Source organism: Aquimarina sp. AU119, from assembly GCF_900312735.1.
GTDB classification, from domain to species: domain Bacteria; phylum Bacteroidota; class Bacteroidia; order Flavobacteriales; family Flavobacteriaceae; genus Aquimarina; species Aquimarina algiphila.
Map to the genome: position 1 here is coordinate 382,365 of NZ_OMPF01000022.1, position 18,823 is coordinate 401,187.

Annotated in this window: 20 protein-coding genes; 5 read left to right on the top strand and 15 right to left on the bottom strand. The window is 31.0% G+C overall.

Going from position 1 to position 18,823, the window contains the following annotated elements:
- From DK442_RS19560 to DK442_RS19570, 3 genes are read right to left on the bottom strand one after another with little or no spacing between them, the layout of a single operon-like run.
- Positions 1 to 612, bottom strand: a complete 612-nt coding sequence (locus DK442_RS19560; RefSeq protein ID WP_143918724.1) for a hypothetical protein — start codon at positions 610 to 612, stop codon at positions 1 to 3.
- 59 nt (positions 613 to 671) lie between these two features.
- Entirely contained in the window at positions 672 to 1,508 is an 837-nt protein-coding gene (locus tag DK442_RS19565) for a hypothetical protein (protein WP_109437579.1), read from the bottom strand.
- Between the two features lie 50 nt (positions 1,509 to 1,558).
- A complete protein-coding gene (locus DK442_RS19570; protein ID WP_200825140.1) occupies positions 1,559 to 2,401 on the bottom strand; it encodes a 1,4-dihydroxy-2-naphthoyl-CoA synthase in 843 nt (280 codons plus the stop codon).
- Between the two features lie 159 nt (positions 2,402 to 2,560).
- Here DK442_RS19570 and DK442_RS19575 point away from each other — a divergent pair, with 159 nt between their 5' ends.
- On the top strand, positions 2,561 to 2,974 hold the full coding sequence (locus DK442_RS19575) for a hypothetical protein (RefSeq protein ID WP_143918722.1): 414 nt from the start codon (positions 2,561 to 2,563) through the stop codon (positions 2,972 to 2,974).
- Positions 2,975 to 3,046: 72 nt separating this feature from the next.
- On the opposite strand, the gene DK442_RS19580 is transcribed toward DK442_RS19575, so the two are convergent.
- From DK442_RS19580 to DK442_RS19600, 5 genes are all read right to left on the bottom strand, one after another.
- Positions 3,047 to 3,880, bottom strand: coding sequence for a S1 RNA-binding domain-containing protein (locus DK442_RS19580; RefSeq protein ID WP_109437581.1), 834 nt, complete (start codon positions 3,878 to 3,880; stop codon positions 3,047 to 3,049).
- A 109-nt stretch (positions 3,881 to 3,989) separates the two neighbouring features.
- Positions 3,990 to 4,331 carry a DUF2853 family protein gene (locus DK442_RS19585; protein WP_109437582.1) on the bottom strand — a complete coding sequence of 114 codons (342 nt, stop codon included), beginning with the start codon at positions 4,329 to 4,331 and terminating at the stop codon, positions 3,990 to 3,992.
- Between the two features lie 106 nt (positions 4,332 to 4,437).
- Positions 4,438 to 6,162: a 2-succinyl-5-enolpyruvyl-6-hydroxy-3-cyclohexene-1-carboxylic-acid synthase gene (gene menD / locus DK442_RS19590; RefSeq protein WP_109437583.1), complete on the bottom strand. Its 1,725-nt coding sequence runs from the start codon at positions 6,160 to 6,162 to the stop codon at positions 4,438 to 4,440.
- 54 nt (positions 6,163 to 6,216) lie between these two features.
- Complete coding sequence (locus DK442_RS19595; protein ID WP_109437584.1) at positions 6,217 to 7,299, bottom strand: chorismate-binding protein; 1,083 nt, start codon at positions 7,297 to 7,299, stop codon at positions 6,217 to 6,219.
- Between the two features lies 1 nt (position 7,300).
- Positions 7,301 to 7,726, bottom strand: a complete 426-nt coding sequence (locus tag DK442_RS19600; RefSeq protein WP_109437585.1) for a PaaI family thioesterase — start codon at positions 7,724 to 7,726, stop codon at positions 7,301 to 7,303.
- A gap of 87 nt (positions 7,727 to 7,813) precedes the next feature.
- Here DK442_RS19600 and DK442_RS19605 point away from each other — a divergent pair, with 87 nt between their 5' ends.
- Genes DK442_RS19605 through DK442_RS19615 form a run of 3 tightly spaced genes read left to right on the top strand, consistent with a single transcriptional unit; the run spans position 7,814 to position 9,944 of the window.
- Positions 7,814 to 8,377 (top strand): TetR/AcrR family transcriptional regulator, encoded by a 564-nt coding sequence (locus tag DK442_RS19605; protein ID WP_109437586.1) that lies wholly within the window; start codon positions 7,814 to 7,816, stop codon positions 8,375 to 8,377.
- Between the two features lie 47 nt (positions 8,378 to 8,424).
- Complete coding sequence (locus tag DK442_RS19610) at positions 8,425 to 9,276, top strand: alpha/beta fold hydrolase (protein WP_109437587.1); 852 nt, start codon at positions 8,425 to 8,427, stop codon at positions 9,274 to 9,276.
- A gap of 29 nt (positions 9,277 to 9,305) precedes the next feature.
- Positions 9,306 to 9,944, top strand: coding sequence for an alpha/beta hydrolase (locus tag DK442_RS19615; RefSeq protein WP_109437588.1), 639 nt, complete (start codon positions 9,306 to 9,308; stop codon positions 9,942 to 9,944).
- A gap of 15 nt (positions 9,945 to 9,959) precedes the next feature.
- Here the strand turns inward: DK442_RS19615 and DK442_RS19620 are convergent, their stop codons facing one another.
- From DK442_RS19620 to DK442_RS19650, 7 genes are all read right to left on the bottom strand, one after another.
- Complete coding sequence (locus DK442_RS19620; RefSeq protein WP_109437589.1) at positions 9,960 to 11,156, bottom strand: leucine-rich repeat domain-containing protein; 1,197 nt, start codon at positions 11,154 to 11,156, stop codon at positions 9,960 to 9,962.
- 97 nt (positions 11,157 to 11,253) lie between these two features.
- Complete coding sequence (locus DK442_RS19625; protein WP_109437590.1) at positions 11,254 to 12,378, bottom strand: AraC family transcriptional regulator; 1,125 nt, start codon at positions 12,376 to 12,378, stop codon at positions 11,254 to 11,256.
- A gap of 25 nt (positions 12,379 to 12,403) precedes the next feature.
- Positions 12,404 to 12,793, bottom strand: a complete 390-nt coding sequence (locus DK442_RS19630) for a hypothetical protein (protein ID WP_109437591.1) — start codon at positions 12,791 to 12,793, stop codon at positions 12,404 to 12,406.
- A 3-nt stretch (positions 12,794 to 12,796) separates the two neighbouring features.
- Positions 12,797 to 13,309, bottom strand: coding sequence for a DinB family protein (locus DK442_RS19635; protein ID WP_109437592.1), 513 nt, complete (start codon positions 13,307 to 13,309; stop codon positions 12,797 to 12,799).
- A gap of 139 nt (positions 13,310 to 13,448) precedes the next feature.
- Entirely contained in the window at positions 13,449 to 16,034 is a 2,586-nt protein-coding gene (locus DK442_RS19640) for a phosphoenolpyruvate carboxylase (protein ID WP_109437593.1), read from the bottom strand.
- 164 nt (positions 16,035 to 16,198) lie between these two features.
- On the bottom strand, positions 16,199 to 16,678 hold the full coding sequence (locus DK442_RS19645; RefSeq protein ID WP_109437594.1) for an Lrp/AsnC family transcriptional regulator: 480 nt from the start codon (positions 16,676 to 16,678) through the stop codon (positions 16,199 to 16,201).
- Positions 16,679 to 16,752: 74 nt separating this feature from the next.
- Positions 16,753 to 17,910, bottom strand: coding sequence for a M14 family zinc carboxypeptidase (locus DK442_RS19650; protein ID WP_109437595.1), 1,158 nt, complete (start codon positions 17,908 to 17,910; stop codon positions 16,753 to 16,755).
- Between the two features lie 382 nt (positions 17,911 to 18,292).
- Between DK442_RS19650 and DK442_RS19655 the strand changes: the two genes are divergently transcribed.
- Positions 18,293 to 18,772: a helix-turn-helix domain-containing protein gene (locus tag DK442_RS19655; RefSeq protein ID WP_109437596.1), complete on the top strand. Its 480-nt coding sequence runs from the start codon at positions 18,293 to 18,295 to the stop codon at positions 18,770 to 18,772.
- Positions 18,773 to 18,823: the final 51 nt, after the last annotated feature.

The window sequence follows — 18,823 nt, forward strand, 5'->3', positions numbered from 1 at the left end:
TTATTGGAAATCTTCGATTTTTAATCGTTTTCCATTTTTATAAGAAATCACAAAGATTTTCTTATCAAACCCAGACCCTATTAACATTTTTCTAAAATCTTGGGCTTCAGGTAATGTTTCAAAAATACCTAAACTCATTTTATAGAACGAAGTGTCACTATAAATCAGTGTATTTGTAAATTTTTCAGAAATTGCTGGCATGTTTTTAGCATTAAATGCTTTAAGTTGCACAGAATATACTGTATCTCTTTTGATTAAACTTCTATATAAATATAAATTTTTAATTTCCTTAAGTTCTACTTTTTCTTTTTTTAAGGTTTCTAATTCCTCTTTTGCCGAAGTTAGTTCTTGCTTCAATAAAAGGAGTTCATTTTTCTCCTTTGCTATATCTTCTGATGGAGGTTTACTAAAATAAAAAGCATTAGCAACTAAAAAAATTGCTAACAGAAACAGAACCAAGGAAAAGGATCCGAATAATCGATTAGATTTTTTACTTTTTTTCAGCTTATCAGACTCTACATCCAGAAGGTCTTCAAGCTTTTTTTGTTTAATTTCGGCTTTTTCTATCTGGTAATGCAAAGATAGAAGATCCTCATCTTTCATAACTTTCATTGTGGGGGTAGCTTCAAAAGTTTAGTTAGTTATTTCTAAAGATATATTCTAAACAATGCTTAAGGGAGTCTCTTTTGGGTTATTTTATAAACGATTCCATTATTTATTTCCAAAATTAAAACAGGTTTATCCTTAATAATTTTCTGGAAAGCTTTCAATGGAAACCCATTAGAAATGCGATTGACACTTTCAATCTTCACCCTCGCCTTATCGTCAAGTTCTAAAATTATTGACTTGGAACTTTGGTTATGAATATAATAATTATTATATAAAAAATACAACGTATCTCCATTTTTATCTAAATCATACTCAGCTTCACCGTATTCTTTAGCTTTTTTAACTGCTTTTCTACCCTGATAATACTCTATTATATCTGCTTCAATAAAAACAACATCATTGCTTTTATAAACTTTATTTATGTAACAATATTTTCTTTCAAACTTAAGCTTGGAATTATCCCCGACTGTATCTGTAGCAACTTCTATATCTGCTGCCACCCTTTCTTGAATACCATCAACCATACCCCTTGAGAGATCACTAATAGTATCATTGATATCTGACAAATCTTTGTTTTGGTATTTTGAGATATCTGTTTTGAGTCTACTTACCTCTCTTTGCAATGAATCATTTACAAATAGTAATTGCTCAATATCCTCGGGGGTTGCAGAAGATCCATTATTAGTATATGCAGTATTTGTGTTAATTACATAAATACTTCCTGCCGTTAATAATAGCATTAAAAACAAGATGAAAATAAAATAAAAATTACGCCTCTTTTTACTTTTTTTCAAATCCTCAGAAATAGACATAAGTCGATCTTCCAGTCGCTGCTGCTTGATATCAGTTTTTTCCATCTGATAGTGCATCGATAAAAGTTCTTCTTCTTTTTTGTCCATATGCTACAAAAGGTAATTCTTAACTTAGATAAGATAATTATTTATTTAAGTTATGGCATCCATTTAATATTTTTAAAATCTGGTTTTCTTTTTTCCAGAAATGCATTTCGTCCCTCTTTCGCTTCATCTGTCATATAAGCTAACCGTGTAGCTTCTCCTGCAAATACTTGCTGTCCCACCATACCATCATCAGTAAGGTTCATTGCAAATTTTAGCATTTTGATCGATGTTGGAGATTTTTCCAGAATCTCTAACCCCCATTGGTATGCAGTATCCTCTAATTCTGCATGCGGAATTACCGCATTTACCATCCCCATTTCATATGCATCTTGTGCTGAGTAGTTTCTTCCTAAAAAGAAAATTTCTCTAGCTTTTTTCTGTCCTACCATTTTAGCAAGGTAAGCTGATCCATATCCTCCATCAAAACTAGTAACATCTGCATCAGTTTGTTTAAAAATTGCATGCTCTTTGCTAGCCAAAGTAAGATCACAAACAACATGGAGACTATGCCCTCCTCCTACTGCCCATCCAGGCACCACCGCAATAACTACTTTTGGCATAAACCTTATTAATCGTTGTACCTCTAAGATATTTAATCGATGCCTACCATCGTCTCCTACATAACCTTGATGCCCTCTAGCATTCTGATCTCCTCCACTACAAAAACTATATATCCCATCTTTTGTAGAAGGCCCTTCTGCTGATAACAAAACAACCCCAATAGACGTATCCTCTTGCACATCATAAAAAGCGTCATAAAGTTCACTTGTGGTTTTAGGTCTAAAGGCGTTACGAACATTAGGCCTATTAAAAGCTATACGTGCAATTCCTCCTGATTTTTTATATGTGATATCTTCGTATTCCTTTACAGTTTTCCAATCTATTGAACTCATTATGTATTTTTTTGTATCTTCAAAAATAATACAATATAATATACCAAACTATATGATTTTAGGGGTAAATACCTTAAATTTTAATTTTATTTAAAACAAAAATAGAATTTAGCATAGTTTTTGATGTTTTTTTCATCAATTGATAATATATTTACCTTTATGAAGATCTTTTTAGCAGTATTTATCGGAAGTATTAGTTTTTTATCATACGCACAAGAAAATCCCATACAAACTATCTCTATAGAATGGGAGCAATTAAGTGCTCCTATATCTTTTGCTAACAAAGCGTTACCAACAACAACATATCAGTTAATGGAGGTAAATCTGGATATAGATTTAAGACAACAGGCTTTAAGAAAACCGGCCACAATGTTTCTTGAATTACCCAAAAGTAAAATAGTTTCACCAAAATACAGTGTTGCAATCCCACAGCCAAAAACATCTGGTTTTACTATATCTGGTAGTGGTTACAATCCAAATACTAATGCCGCAGGAGGTATAAAAAACATAGCCTATAAAGATGCTAGCCTATATAGCGGAGCCTACTGCCCTATTACCGGGTTAGCTTATTAGTAACTGAAGAACTAACTCATCAGCTCACATAGTGATTTTAACCCAGTCTTTTTTGATTGTATCATTTTAGTTCTATTCTACAATTCGAATCCCATCTTTTTCAATAGTAATTTTTCGAGCTTTATACAATGAACCTATTGCCTTTTTAAAGCTTTTTTTACTTAATTGAAAGACTTCCTTTATATCTTCTGGATCAGATTTATCATTTAAATCGATAAATCCTCCATTAGCTTGCAACTCTTTTAAAATTTGTTCTGCATTTGGTTCTATACCTCTATACCCATGTCGTTGCAGTGTAAGATCTATTTTACCATCCGGCCTTACCTTTTTTACAAATCCTTTAAATCGATCCCCAGGAGTAATCTTCTGAAAAATTTCATCTTCATATATTAGCCCTAAATGTTTTTGGTTTACAATCATATTCCATCCAAATGGAGATGGATGAGAGGCAATTAAATCAACTTCATCATAAGATGACAATAACACCAGAGAATTATCCAAAAAAGCATTCGTCTTGCTTGAAGCCAATAATCTATCGGTTTCATCATCAAGATACACATATACTAGATACCAATTTCCTTTCTTCATTTTATTGGCTTGTTCTTTAAAGGGAACAAAAAGGTCTTTTTCTAAACCCCAATCTAAAAAAGCACCAACTTCAGAAACACTTGTACATTTTAGATATGCAAAAGACTTTACGGTAGCATAGGGCTCCAATGTGGTAGCCACAATACGCTCTGAACTATCCAAATACACAAACACCTTTAGAAGATCTCTTATCATAAATTCTTCAGGAACATATTTATTCGGCAAAAGAACTTCATTACCATCTTCATCACAGAGATAAACGCCCTGATCTCTTTCTCTCACAACTTCTAATGTATTATACGCACCAAGCTTTAGCATTCTTTTATTTTTTGCGCAAAGATAATTCTTTAATCTTCCTGTTTACTTAAATTCAATAAAAAAAGGTGTACACAATAGCATACACCTCTTTTTCGTAAAATATCGCATACTATTTATATGCAGATTCTTTTCCAAAATGTTTTGTTAATAGATAATAAACAACAGCTCTATATTTGTTACGGTTTGACTTACCATATTTATCTATTACAGAAGCGATTGCTTCATCTAGTTTTGCACCATCAGATAGTCCTAATTTCTTGATTAGAAAATTTTGCTTTACTGTCGCTAATTCTTTTTCATCACTACCAGAAACTGTAGAAGCATCACTATTATAAATTGAAGGGCCACATCCAATAGTAACTTTAGTTAAAAGATCCATATCTGGAGTCTCTCCTATTTTATCTTTAATATCGGCTGCATATTTAGCAATTAATTCGTCTCTTTTACTCATAAGATGATAATGTTTTAGGTTTTTAGTTATTTTTTACTTTACTATATCAAATATAGATGAATTATAAATGAATAATTAATCCATAAAGTATATAAAAACGTCTCTTTTAGTTGAAATGCTTAAAATAATCGATTAAAGTACTATCATTTTGTTTTCTAGGTGTAAAAACTTCTAATAACTGAGGCAAACTATCGTTACTATATATATTTTTAATCTCTTCAACAGTCTCTTCGAGAGTATTTGCAGCATGGTATTCAAAACCATACATTTTACATAAATGTAATGCGGTTAAACCATGAGTGGTTTCAAAATATTTGGCAAAATTATCACTCTCTTCCTTACCTGGTAAAATTCTAAATATCCCTCCTCCATCATTATTAATAATAATGATTTTAAAATTTGATGGTATATATTCATTCCACAACCCATTACTATCATAGAAAAAACTAAGATCACCAGTTATTAATGTTGTTGGTATTCCTGAGGCCAATGCCGCTCCGATTGATGTTGACGTACATCCATCGATACCACTTGTACCTCTATTACAAAACACTTTGAACGATGATTTCAACGAAAACAATTGAGCATAACGTACTGTAGAGCTATTACTTAATTGAATCATTTGTTGATCAGGAATTCCATTAAAAATAGATTCAAACACCTTAAGATCTGTAAAAGGAATTTGACTTAAATAAGTATCGTGATCTTTTCTTCTTTGATTTCTTACTGAAATCCAATCTGCTTTATACGTACTTTTTACAAACTCTGCATTTTGCAAAAAGCTTGAAAAGAATTGGTTGGGTTGTAGTTTTATATGCTCAGTAAGGCAAAAATAAGTATCATATGCTTTTTTTGAATCAATATGCCAGTGAGACTTAGGTTGATATTGACGTAAAAAACCTTTAATCCTTTTGGATACTACCATCCCGCCAATAGTTAATAAAACATCTGGTTGTAACATCTCAAATTCGCCCGGATTTAAAGTAGAAATCAATTGATCAATACAATTTACATGAGAATCATGATGAATATTTGATGTAGTTTCTGTTAATACTAATACAGATGGATCCTCTGCAAAATACTCTACCCATTTTTGATCAACGGTCCCAGGAGAATTCACACCTATCAATATCATTTTACGTTCTGCATTATTCCACTCCCTTAACATTTCGAATTGTAGATCATCAGAAAACTTATAATACGAGTATTCTAAGGGTATATTTTTAGGAATAACTGTAGGCTGATCCAACTTATCATACAAAGGTTCATAAAAAGGAACATTAATATGTACAGGGCCATTTTTTTCTAACGCAGCATTTAGTGCAATGTTAATCTCTCTTTCATTATGCTTTTGAGCCTCATGTTGCTTTTGACGTATTTTTACATCATCAATTGTGGTTTCTGCAACAACTTCTGAGTATAAGTTTGCAGAATATGTGATATGATTCTCAAATACATTTTTCTGTCTAATCGTTTGTCCATCTCCAATATCAATTCTTTCTATTGGTCGATCTGCACTCAATACTACTAATGGAATATCACTATAAAAGGCTTCTGAAATTGCAGGATAATAATTTAATAATGCACTTCCAGACGTACATAACAGTATCACTGGTTTTTGAATCTGTTGTGCGATACCCAATGCAAAAAATGCAGCACATCGTTCATCTACAATACTATAACATTTCATCTCAGGATGTTCGCTAAAACCAATAGTCAAAGGTGCATTACGAGATCCTGGTGAAATAACAATATGATAAATTCCTTTTGCCTCACATAAGGCAACAATAGTTTGTGCTAAAGGAATCTTTGAATATAAGCGTTTCTTCATTCGAATCGCTAAATTACAATATCATACTAATTTAAGCCAGATTTTTTAGGTAATTTAAAACAAAACTTTTTTCATTGTTTCTGTTTTTTTTACTGTTTCTTCCCACTCTTTCTCCGGCTCAGAATCTTTAGTAATCCCTCCTCCTACATATAAAATAGCTTTATCAGGTTTCATTTCCATACAACGAAGATTTACAAATAGACTAGATTCTATTTTTCCATTTTTATTTACATTTAATTCTCCAAGAAAACCAGTATAATACTTTCTATCATATCCCTCATATTCGAGGATAAAAGATTTTGCATCTTTTTTAGGTAAACCACACACAGCAGGAGTTGGATGAACTATCTGTATTACTTTTGCTATATCAGAACTTGCTGTTTTTAAAACCACTTTGATATCAGTTCTCAAATGCAAAAGCGTTCCTGCACGATATGTATATACATTTGACGATTCTATACGTTTAGAAACAGGAGTTAGTTCGTCCAGAATAAAATCGGTAACCATTTTCTGTTCTTCGATCTCTTTATCCCCCCACTCCACATTCATTTCACCAAGATAAGGTTGAGTACCTGCAAGTGCCATGGTATAAAAGTTATTTTCTTTTACATGAAGCAATGTTTCTGGCGTAGCTCCTAGCCACATCCCAATTTTAGGATGATACCAACAATACACAAAAGCTTTAGGGTAATTCATCACTAATCGTTTGTAAATTTCTAATGCATCATTATTTTCACAAACAACTTCTTCTTTTCGCGACAAGACTACTTTTTTAAAACATTTTGCTTTGATACCATCAATTCCCCGTCTAACCAGTTGCATATGCTCTTCTTTAGCACTAGATACTAAAACAGAATCGTATTTTACATCATTTTCATTTTTATCAATATTGGTCGGTGAAGTAATAGTAACAGTATAACAAATACTTTTATCCATTGGGATAAGTACTGTTTTTTCTAATGTATTAAATGGTGCAAAAACAAATCCCGAAATCGTGTTATCTTTATACTCATACAACTCATCATCTTCCTGTAGAAAAACATCTATTTCTTGAGTATTAGCTTTTCTATATATAACAAAAGGAAGTTCTGCTTTTAACTGCTTCTTAAGGTCAGTATAAACATTATCTATGCTCATCCTACTTAGTTTTGGGAAGTGCAATCGTTGTTAACTTTACAACTGAGATGAGTTGATTTTCTTCACCTCTGATCTTTATATCCCATAGCTGAGTAGTGCGCCCTGGGTGCACAATTTCTGCTTTTGCAAACACATACCCTTCCTTGACACTTCTAACATGATTTGCAGAAATTTCTATCCCTCTAATATAAAATTCCTTTGCATCTAAAAACATAAAAGAAGCTGCACTACCAACACTTTCTGCAAGTGCGACCATAGCTCCCCCATGTAAAACACCATCTGGCTGATGTACTCTAGGTGTTACTGGCATCTTAGCTACCAAATAATCTTTACCCACTTCACAAAAAGAGATATCCAATGTCTCCATAAGTGTATTTTTACACATTTTTGCGCATTGCTTCAGTATTTCTTCTTCTGTCAAATTCATATACTATAAAATTTAAAACAAAAGTATACAATGCCTTTTAATAATTCTAACTATATTTGATCATTATTTTAACGAACGTTCAATAAAATGCCAAAAATAAAAACATCAAAAGAAGAAGTATTACAAAAGGTGATTCCGATTCTAAGAACTCGAGGAGTTCAAAATAGTAGTATGAGCGAGCTTTCTAAAGCCTGTGGTATTCAAAAATCCCATTTTTATTATTATTTCAGTAATAAAGAAGAATTGATAAAGGAAGTGCTGGCTTTAGTACATAGCTATTTTAATTACAACTTCTTTAAAATTATTCAAAGTGACACCCTCGATATTCAAGAGAAAATTACAAAGACCAAGGGGCTTATGAATAAAATTTTCAAAGTTTCAGAGGGAGGATGTATAATGGCAAATACTGCATTAGAAACCATTCACCTTGATCCAATATACAAAAAAGAAATACGATTGTTTTTTCACGATTTTATTTCTGGATTACAATATCTACTAGAAATTAATCATGAACCTGACAACGCATTGACATTAGCAGAGCAAATAGTTCAAGATATAGAAGGGGGTATATTATTGATGCAAGTTTATGATGACTCAAAGTATCTTAATAATGCCATTATAAGAATGGAAAAACTAATTCTAAATAAATAATTAAAGACTACTATGTTTAATTTCTCAACCTTAAAATTACAATCAACATGGAATCTTACACTATAAAATCATTCGATGGGTATCCAATATCAGTTCATGAATTTACTCCTAAATCTCCCAATTATAAAACGATAGTGTTTGCTCCTGCTGTTGCTGTTCCTCAAAAATTTTATTTTAATCTGGCAGAATACCTTGCAGAAAAAGGATGTAATGTATTTACCTTTGATTATCGCGGAATTGGAACTTCAATTTCGCGAAGTATCCAATCCTTAAAGGAGCACGGCTTTTTTTCCTGGGCAATGGATTTTAAGTCGATATCTAAATATGCGGCAGAAGAGTATCCTGACAATGAGAAATATATGATAGGCCATAGTTATGGAGGAAATAGTATTGGATTTAGCGATGCATACCAATATTATGACAAATACATTACTATAGCATCACAATTTGGATTCTACAAACACTTCTCATTAAGAATGCGAATATTGATTTATTTAAATTTCAAACTTTTTGTACCTATAACCACATCTCTTTTGGGATATTACCCCTCTGGCTGGTTTGGATTAGGCAAACCTCTTACCACTAAAGCAGCTAAAGACTGGGCTATTTTCCTACTACATCCTGATTCTATGTTATATTTCACCAAAGAAAACATGGATACTTATTATGAAAACATAAAAGCCCCTATGCTTTTGGTTAGTATTGATGATGATCTTTTTGCTCCTAAAAAATCTGTTGACATTCTTGGTGATCGTGTATACCAAAATGCAAATGTCACTCGAAAACATTTAAATCCTTCTGATTTTAATTTAAAAACAATTGGGCATTTTGATTTTTTTAGAATTAAAAATCGAGATATCTTGTGGCCAATAATTAGCGATTGGTTTCAGCTTAATTAAAAACATCATACTTTATTATTATAACCCTTATGAATAGCTCTGAAAAAGAAATATCTTATACAACAACAAACACCTACTCTACTTTAAATAGTTTAGATATTAATACAAAAACGATTTGGATTGTTTTTCACGGAATAGGATATCTTAGTCGTTATTTCATTAGGTTATTTGAAAGTCTGGATAAGTCAGATAATTATTTTATTGCTCCTCAAGCTCCATCAAAATACTATAAAGGTGATGATTATAGAAGAGTTGGTTCTAGCTGGTTGACTAAAGAAAATACAAAGAAAGACACTCAAAATGTATTGCGTTATGTTGATGCAATATTATCTGAAGAGAATATTCCTAAGGATAAAAATTTAGTAATACTAGGATATTCTCAGGGAGTGAGTATAGCCAGTCGATGGATTTCTTCTCGAAAAATAAACCCTGATGCTTTTGTCATTATTTCTGGTGGGTTTCCTAAAGAATTATCTAAAAAAGATTTTTCTTTTCTCAATGAAACAACAAAAATCACTCATATTCTTGGGCAAAAAGATCCTTATTTTGAAATAGCAAAAGTTGAAGAAGAAAAAGTTAGAGTAAAACACATCTTACCGCAAATTGAATTTAGAACTCATCCTGGAGGTCATGAATTAGACCCTAAAACGGTAAAAAATATTCTATAAGTTTCCTTAATTCAATTAATGTCGCATTATTCTACTAGGTTCCATTTCAAAAATCGAATTTATTGCGACAGGATTCATTTCTATTTTTTTTCCTTCAGATTTGATTTTGGCTAAGACTTCTTCATTATTCTTTTTATTGATAGTTGCTATTGGATTATTAAACAACATCACATCAGTAAGTTGTTTAAGATTATATAATGGCCACAAATTATCAATATCATTATCTTCAATCGCCAACCAGCGTAAATTTTTCATATTAACAATTGAATTTATTGATTTAATTGTATTCCTAGATACCAATAATTTCCTCATCCTAGATAATTGTTTTAGAGAGGAAATATCTTTCAATTGATTATCTCTAAGATCTAACCATTCTATACTATGCATATTCTCCAAAAAACCAATATCATCAATACTATTCCCCCTAAGCATTAGAACTCCTACATTTTGTAGTTCGGACAAGGGCGAAAAATCTACTATTTTATTGTATTCTAAATTTAATTGTACAAGCCTTTTCAATACCCTGAGTACTTTAATATCTGATATATTATTTTTCCCCAAAATAAGAATTTCTAACTGTGATAACTTTGCCAGTGTATTAATGCTAGTTACATTATTCTCCGGTATCCAAATTCCGTATAAATCCACTAACTCTGATAAAGGAGAAAGATCTTCTAATTGATTGAAAGCCATATTAAAATGGGTTAATTTTTTCCAGTAGCGAACTATAGAGATATCATTAATTTTATTAAAATTAAATGTTATCCTTTTCAGATGTATTAATGTACGTAAAGGGTTTATATCAGAAATTTGGTTCCTATCTAACGCTAAGCTTTTTAAATTAACCAAATCAGATAATGGATGAAGGTCATGAATTAAATTTCCATTTGCGCTAAGTTTTTCTAAATTTCTAAGTTTTTGCAATGGTGTTAAATTTATTATCTTATTATTATCAAGGAATAAAACCTTTAAATTCTTTGCATGTTCTAATCCTTTGAGATTGGTAATTCCTCTTCCTATGGCAACAAATCGAGTTAAAGATTCTATATCTTTTATTGTTATATCTCCTGTAGGTTTATCTTGATAATCTCTTATTGCCTTCTCCAGATAAAAATCTGGTATATCAACAATCAAAGTCTTATCCTGACCATAGATTGATAAAATGAAGAAATGAAAAGCAATAATAAATAAAGGTTGTTTTGAAAGTTTCATACGTTTTATGATATTTTGATATCACAAATCTATTGCGACATCTAATCATATTAAAGTAAATCACTGTATGAAATGTCCCAAAATATAATTTGAAACTTTATTTTTTTGCATGAAGCATCTTAATATAAGATTTTGGAGTTTGCAATGTGAATTTTTGAAAAGCGCGATAAAAGGTAGTTTTAGATTTAAAACCTGAATCTTGTGCTAAAGCCAATAAAGTAAATTGATTCAAGTTTTCTGACTGAAGCTTATTCTTAACCTCTTCTACCCGATACCGGTTTACAAAATCATTAAAAGACATCTTAAAACCGCTATTAATTACTGTAGATATAACACCTGATGTTGTATTTAATTCTTTAGCTAGAACCTGTAAAGAAAGATTAGGATTGAGAAACATTTTTCTTATTTCCATAGCTTCAATAACCTTCGGGGAATAATCAAAAACTGAACTATTAATAGCTGAATAGTTATTTACCTTAAATTCTGAATATGAAGCGTAACCAATTATTGAGATTACATACACTATAAATGAATAGTATATTTTTATAAGTAAAACAAAGGGAATACCTAATAGTTCATCTAACGGGCTTCCTTTCCAATAACCATACATTTCTCCTATTACAAGCGAAGTAATATCTAAAATAGCTCCAGCAACTAAAAACAATAACAAATACCTGAGCCATTTAGAAAATTTCTCTTGATCTTTTGAGAGCCTTTCTTTCTTAGCATTATACATCAATTGACTTGCAAGCCAGGTATACATCAAAACCATTAGCAGCAACACAATATCATGTATAGTTTTAATTTGAAAATAATAAAAAGATATAGCCACTTCTCTTTTTTGAGCTATAGGTTCACCTAAAGTATTAAACCATATAATAACAAGATAGACCCAAAAAATAATAGGTATAACAAGATGTAACACACTAGATTTATCTATTTTAAAATTAAGAACGAAAATGGATTTGAAATACAAAAACAAAAGTGGAAAAATAAAAATAGAAAGGTGTGCTGGTAAAAACAATAAATTAGAATTCTGTTCGACAACTCCAGAATTACCCAGAAACATTGGAAGAAGAGATACTCCTAACACCACTAATATCGAAAGTAAAATCTTATTTTGAATTTGCCTCCAATTTCTGGTTGTCAATATCAAAAAAATCATCACTACACTTTGAAAAATCCCAAAAAGTAAAAGTGTATTCGTGAGTGTTAGATTCATTTCTATAATTTATCTTTATGTATAACTATTGCATTCGATTTTTACGTAACTTTTCTAACGCAGCTCTGCTCTTAACCGTATCATAAATTATTGTCAATTTTTCTATCTTAAATTCAGTATTAAGCTCGATAATATCAACTACTTTAAACTGCACTTTTTCTCCTTCTTTTAATTTCCATATATACTCAAAAAGCAATGAAACACGATTTGTGTTTTTTTCAAAAAATAAACCATCAAACTTTAATATAGATGCCATAGTATCATTAGCCAAATCTCTATAAAAATCGACCGCAGGTAGTACTCCATATAAAGGAGATTCTACACATCCATTTTTAGCAAAAAGATCAACTACTTTATCCATTTTACCTTTCTCCAAAAAAGAAAGATAGTCATGAGCAACTTGTTCTTTAGTCATTATTTAGAGGTATCTTTCTTTAATAATTTCACAATGATGTTTTTGATGTCCTGATAATATATACCCAGCAGCTCTAGCACTCATTGGACTTTTACTGGCTTCGCCTATCCTGGTTAGCATTTCATCTGTGAAACTTTTAAATAATGTTATAGAACTATTTCTTACTGCTACAAAATCGGATAACATATCTTCTTTACTATAATGATTTGCATTAGAATTAGGAACATAATCATCTTGTTCAAAACCCATAATAGGTGTTTGATCATTTCTTGCAAAACGCAATGCTCTGTATGAAAAAATACGTTCTGTATCAATTAAATGTTGTAATACTTCTGCAACTGTCCATTTTCCATCTGCATAAGCATAAGTCATTTTATCTTCTGGAATAGATTGTACAAAATCAACAAATTCTTCACGACTATTTTGCAGCCCTAATACAATATCTGGATATTCTGCTTTTGAGATATACATAGCATAATAAGGATTGTATTCGTTTTCGCTTATTTGAGACAACATAACTTTTTATTATAAATTAAAAATGACTGTTAAAATCTTGATATAAATATCAAGCATAATTATTCAGAAATAAAAATGAGGCAGAAAATTAATAATTCCACCTCATTTTTCAATATTCTTAACAGTACTTTATTAGTTTTTATGCAGAATTACGACTTGCATTAATATTTCCGAATAGAGAACGGGTAACCATTTTCTCATAAATAACTAAGTCCTCTGGTTTTACATTATCATCTCTTCTTAATTCCTGAATTTTCTTGAGAGCATACTGTTGTATCGTAAGTAATGGCAATACAATATTTTCTCTAATATCAATAGATGCTTTCCCTGCAGGTTCATTTTGCATCAATTCTGAATATCCTGTCAATTTAAAAAGCAATCGTTTTGTTAATAGATATTCTTCATGAATAATATCCCAAAAAGCTCCATATTCTTCATCTTCTTTCATATAGGAAGTCAGTTCAAAAAATGATTTAGTAAGACTCATCATACTGTTACCGATTAAAGTTCTAAAAAAAGGAGACCCTTTATATAATGATTCAACTTTCTTAAACTCTCCTTTATCCTCAAATGCTTTTAATGCTGTTCCCACTCCATAAAAACCTGGTACATTTTGTTTTAATTGACTCCAGCTTCCTACAAACGGAATAGCTCGTAAGTCTCCAAAATCAAGAGTTGTACTTTTACTACGTTTAGATGGGCGGCTACCAATATTTGCTTTTCCATAATATTTTAAAGTACTCATATGTTCTAAGTACGGAAGAAATTTAGGATGACTTTTAAAATCAACATAAGTTTGATAACTTATATCTGCCAATTCTTGCATAGTCTCCTTATTCTCTTTAGAAAAAAGATTGCCTTCATTACTAGTCAATTGATTTTCTACTCCTGCACCAAGTAATTGTTCCAGGTTATATTGACAAGAATCCAATGTCCCAAAATTAGAACTAATCGTTTGTCCTTGGACAGTTAACTGAATCTCTTCATCTTCGATAGTTGGCCCTAGAGATGCATAAAACTGATTTGTATTTCCTCCTCCTCTTGCCGGAGGTCCACCTCTACCATCAAAGAACACTACTTTTACATCGTATTTCCTTGAGATTTCAGTTAAAGCTTCTTTAGCTTTAAAAATTCCCCAGTTTGCCATAAGATATCCTCCATCTTTGGTCCCATCAGAGAATCCAAGCATAATAGTCTGTTTCATTCCTCTACGTTTCAGGTGCTCCATATATACTGGATTGCTATATAAAGATTCCATCACCTCATGAGAGACTTTTAAATCAGGAACCGTTTCAAAAAGTGGAATAACATCTACTGTTGGAGATTGCCAATCACATAATCTGATCATTGCAAAAGTTTCCATTACATTAAGTTCATTACCATTATTACTGATAATGTAACGGTTAGCCGCTCGCTCTCCATTATTTTGTTGAATGGTTTTTATAGCATAAATAGATTCTATTGTTGCCCTGGCAATATCATCATCAAAAATAGATGGATCTAACTTACCTTTTACTTTCGAAAGTACTTCGAACTGTTCTTCTGAAGATAGCGTGTCATAATTATCAGGAAAAAAACCTAATCCTAGCGCATTGGTTTTTTGTACTACTTCTGTAAGTACTTTATGATGAATTCTTGAATCCTGACGAATATCCAGAGTTCCAAAATGAAATCCAAAAATCTTTACTTTATTGATTACATCCTGTAACTCATCAAGAAACAAAGATTGATGCTGAGAAATCAACTCCTCCTTTATCTCTAACAATCCATTCATCAATGTTTCGATTGACAATGGTTCTGCTGTTTTTGCATAATAGAAATTCTCATACAATGCATGTTCTAAAACTGCAATTTTATCCTGAAGATTACCAAATGTAATTCTACGTTTTAACGATCGCATATCTCGATAATAATTTATCAAAATGGTCTTACGAAGCCTTTTAGCTACTTTCAAAGTAGTTTCTGTCGTTACAAACGGATTTCCATCTCTATCTCCTCCAGGCCAAAAACCAAGATTAATTAAATCATTTTCCAGATCTTCTCCTTCAAAAATGTTTTGTTGTACATAATTATAAATATTCCCTGCAGCATGATAAAATACATTTTCTAAATACCAAATCAAGCTTACTGCCTCATCATACGGAGTTGGCTTTTCTTTCTTAAAAAAAGCAGTTTTACCTAATTGCGCTAACAGTTTTTGAATTCTAGGAGAATCATTATCTCTAATTGCGGCATCTAAATCATGAATAATTCCTAATACTGTTCCTGGGTAAAATTGAGTAGGATGCGCAGTTAGTGTTGGACGAATCTTAAAACGTTTTAAATAATCTTTAAGTTCCTCTAATTGTCCTTTTGCCTGAGCCTCTTCCTTAATACTTCTTAATGTCCCTCGACCGTCCATATTATTAACTATAGGAAAAGCTGCATCTTCTATAGCATCAAATAATACTACCTGACGCTCGATATACTGGATAAATCTAAATAGTAAATCGTGTTTTTCGGTAGTCGATGGGTTATCCTGATAAAGATTGAAAAAATCTTCTACAATTTCAGTAGGATTCTTATGCTCGTCGTATCCTTTTTCACATACTTCTTTAAACAGTGGTAATAAAACTCCTGTATTACTAATAGTATCAAAAGGTAATGTAATAAATATACTATTGTATATCTGATACTTTGCTAGAACATTCTCATTAAAACGTTCGATCTTTGGTTTTCTAGCCATGTGTGTGGTGGTAATATGGTTTTTGGTTAATATAACTTCTTTACTATCAAGAGGTTTCTATTCAACTCTGCCCTCCTAATCATTCAGAAGTTTTTCTTGAATTAAAAAACCCTCTAAGAAATTTTTCCTAAAGGGCTTATATTTATATTTAAAAAGTTATCCCTTTATAATTCCTGAAAAATAGAATGCATCAAGCGTTTCTTGTCATTAATACTTTCTTCTAATGAAATCATAGTTTCTGTACGGTACACTCCATCAATATCATCCAACTTAAAGATGATATCCTTAGCATGATTAGTATCTTTTGCTCTTACTTTACAGAAAATATTAAATTTCCCTGTTGTAATGTGAGCAACCGTAACATAAGGTATTTGATTAATTCTCTCCAAAACAAACTTGGTTTGAGAGGTGTTTTGAAGATAAATACCAACATATGCTATAAATGAATATCCTAATTTCTTATAGTCTAATGTTAATGAAGACCCTTCAATAATTCCAGCTTCTTCCATTTTTTTTACTCGCACATGTACAGTACCTGCAGAAATCAATAGTTTCTTTGCAATATCTGTAAAAGGTGTACGGGTATTTTCAATCAACATATCCAAAATTTGATGATCTACTTCGTCTAATTTAAACTTTGCCATAGTAATAATATTATTTTTCCCGATTATTTACATTGCAAATTTAGCAGAAAAATCAAGTATTCACACATTTTATTTTAACTTTTTGCTTGTTCTATTAAGAATAATTCAGAATCTAGGTAAAATTTTAACAGCTCTGCCTCTGGAACTATCTCTACTGTAACGTTTTCGTTACGTATTGCTCTTTTTTCACCAATAATCTCTCTATGTCCATAAAACTTTTGAAGATTATCGATTTTAACAATTTTAGGTATGAATTTGACATTATTTTTGGTTAATTCTTCCTTATACTGTATGGCGATATCAGTATTTTTTCCATTAAGAATAACATCCCTAACAATGATATCATAAAAACATTTTCCATTTTCTGGTATCAAATAATAATCTTTATATCCCTTTCCAGTAATTTCTGTTGTACTTATATAATGTAATGAAGTAATTAATGAAAAGAATATATATTGTCTTGTTGTTTCTCTATCGTAGTCATTAGGATAATGTCCAGATTCAAATAATATTGCTGGTATACCCATATATGATAATGTATCTCCTACACAATTTAAATTGAAACCATCATCATACCTCCCAACCTGATTTGGTATGCATTCTTGAAGCACCTCATTCATTTTTGCAATTACCTGCATAGCCTGTTTTCGACTTTTAGTTATTGAGCGCTTAGCATCTCCTGCTGGGGATAAAAATGATACTGTCGCAGGATAATTGGTTTCTCCTGCACTAAAAATAGTACGTTGCCCATGAAGGTTAAATCCAAAATCTGGCTTTATCTGTTGGATTAAGTCATTTAAAACAACACTTTCTTTCTGAGTCTTATTTTGGGCATCTCTATTAAGATCAATTTTATTATAATTTAGCCTTGTATATGCCTTTGCTCCATCTGGACTTAAAATAGGCACAATATACAATGTACATTCTTTCAAAATAGTTGAAGCAATATTATTATTTGAATCTATAAGTAGATTAATAAGATCAAATATAGCTTTTGTAGTTGTACTTTCATTACCATGCATTTGTGACCAAAACAAAAGTTTCTTAGGTCCAGTTCCCAAAGTTATTAAATGTATTGGAGCGTTATTTTCTGAAGAACCTATTTGTCTAAGGTCAACTTTTTTTGATAATTCGTCCAAAAGAGGGCTAATGTGATCTAAACAAATGTAGCGTCCAAATAAGGAAGGTTCTTTATATAAAGTAAACCAGTTTTTTAATGTATCAATATTCATAGTATGTATTAGAAGGTCACGAAATTACTATAGTTTGTTGAGGATTCATAACAAATAAAAGAATTAGTTACATATGTAAACTAGGATAAGGTTTACAATTGTAAAAAGAAGATATTTACATTTGTAAACAATGGTTTTTGCTGCATATGTTTACAATGGTAAACAGTTTGTTTTTAGTAGTTTCCAATTGTATAATAGTTATTAGTAAATTAATTAAAGTATTTTTATTATATATTATAAAATTATCTAAATGAGATTATTAAGAGTATTTACCTAAACAAATTATTAAAGCGTAGAGCTCTTTGGTTTACAATTGTAAACTATACTTCTGACCAAAATTGTTTACCTTTGTAATCAATATTTATTCTAAAACTCGTTTACAATGGTAAACAATAAAGACTTTGGTAAAAGAATTCAAAAAGTAATGGATTATTATGGCGTATCGGCTTCATCCTTTGCAGATTATATGGGAGTAGGTCGCTCTTCTATTTCTCATATTCTTAGTGGACGAAATAAACCTAGTTTAGACTTTGTTATGAAAATAGTTGATGCCTATAGTGATGTAGAGTTACAATGGTTATTATATGGAAAAGGAACATTTCCTAAATCAGAAAATACCATTGTAGAAGAAAAAAAAACTATTTTAGAACCTCCTACTGATACACAAGAAACTTCTACTCCAATTATAGATACAGAACAAGATTTATTCTCACAGTCATCTTCAGAAAAAGAAAATGTTCAACAAAATATATCTTCCCCTGAGAAGGTTTCGCGAGTTATTTCTTCAGAAGGTGAAATCGATCGTATTGTGATTTTCTATAAAGATGGTACCTTTACTTCTTATCAAATGAAAAAATCTTAACAACTTTTTTCTTCCTGCCTATTAACTTTATCGAAATAGATTTATTTTCGT

Coding starts and splice junctions, on each gene's coding strand:
- DK442_RS19575 (WP_143918722.1), top strand. CDS start 2,561: ATGAAGATCTTTTTAGCAGTATTTATCGGAAGTATTAGTTTTTTATCA.
- DK442_RS19625 (WP_109437590.1), bottom strand. CDS start 12,378: ATGAATCTAACACTCACGAATACACTTTTACTTTTTGGGATTTTTCAA.
- DK442_RS19605 (WP_109437586.1), top strand. CDS start 7,814: ATGCCAAAAATAAAAACATCAAAAGAAGAAGTATTACAAAAGGTGATT.
- DK442_RS19595 (WP_109437584.1), bottom strand. CDS start 7,299: ATGAGCATAGATAATGTTTATACTGACCTTAAGAAGCAGTTAAAAGCA.
- DK442_RS19645 (WP_109437594.1), bottom strand. CDS start 16,678: ATGGCAAAGTTTAAATTAGACGAAGTAGATCATCAAATTTTGGATATG.
- DK442_RS19585 (WP_109437582.1), bottom strand. CDS start 4,331: ATGAGTAAAAGAGACGAATTAATTGCTAAATATGCAGCCGATATTAAA.
- DK442_RS19650 (WP_109437595.1), bottom strand. CDS start 17,910: ATGAATATTGATACATTAAAAAACTGGTTTACTTTATATAAAGAACCT.
- DK442_RS19580 (WP_109437581.1), bottom strand. CDS start 3,880: ATGCTAAAGCTTGGTGCGTATAATACATTAGAAGTTGTGAGAGAAAGA.
- DK442_RS19610 (WP_109437587.1), top strand. CDS start 8,425: ATGGAATCTTACACTATAAAATCATTCGATGGGTATCCAATATCAGTT.
- DK442_RS19600 (WP_109437585.1), bottom strand. CDS start 7,726: ATGAATTTGACAGAAGAAGAAATACTGAAGCAATGCGCAAAAATGTGT.
- DK442_RS19565 (WP_109437579.1), bottom strand. CDS start 1,508: ATGGACAAAAAAGAAGAAGAACTTTTATCGATGCACTATCAGATGGAA.
- DK442_RS19570 (WP_200825140.1), bottom strand. CDS start 2,401: ATGAGTTCAATAGATTGGAAAACTGTAAAGGAATACGAAGATATCACA.
- DK442_RS19615 (WP_109437588.1), top strand. CDS start 9,306: ATGAATAGCTCTGAAAAAGAAATATCTTATACAACAACAAACACCTAC.
- DK442_RS19630 (WP_109437591.1), bottom strand. CDS start 12,793: ATGACTAAAGAACAAGTTGCTCATGACTATCTTTCTTTTTTGGAGAAA.
- DK442_RS19655 (WP_109437596.1), top strand. CDS start 18,293: ATGGTAAACAATAAAGACTTTGGTAAAAGAATTCAAAAAGTAATGGAT.
- DK442_RS19620 (WP_109437589.1), bottom strand. CDS start 11,156: ATGAAACTTTCAAAACAACCTTTATTTATTATTGCTTTTCATTTCTTC.
- menD (WP_109437583.1), bottom strand. CDS start 6,162: ATGAAGAAACGCTTATATTCAAAGATTCCTTTAGCACAAACTATTGTT.
- DK442_RS19560 (WP_143918724.1), bottom strand. CDS start 612: ATGAAAGTTATGAAAGATGAGGATCTTCTATCTTTGCATTACCAGATA.
- DK442_RS19640 (WP_109437593.1), bottom strand. CDS start 16,034: ATGGCTAGAAAACCAAAGATCGAACGTTTTAATGAGAATGTTCTAGCA.
- DK442_RS19635 (WP_109437592.1), bottom strand. CDS start 13,309: ATGTTGTCTCAAATAAGCGAAAACGAATACAATCCTTATTATGCTATG.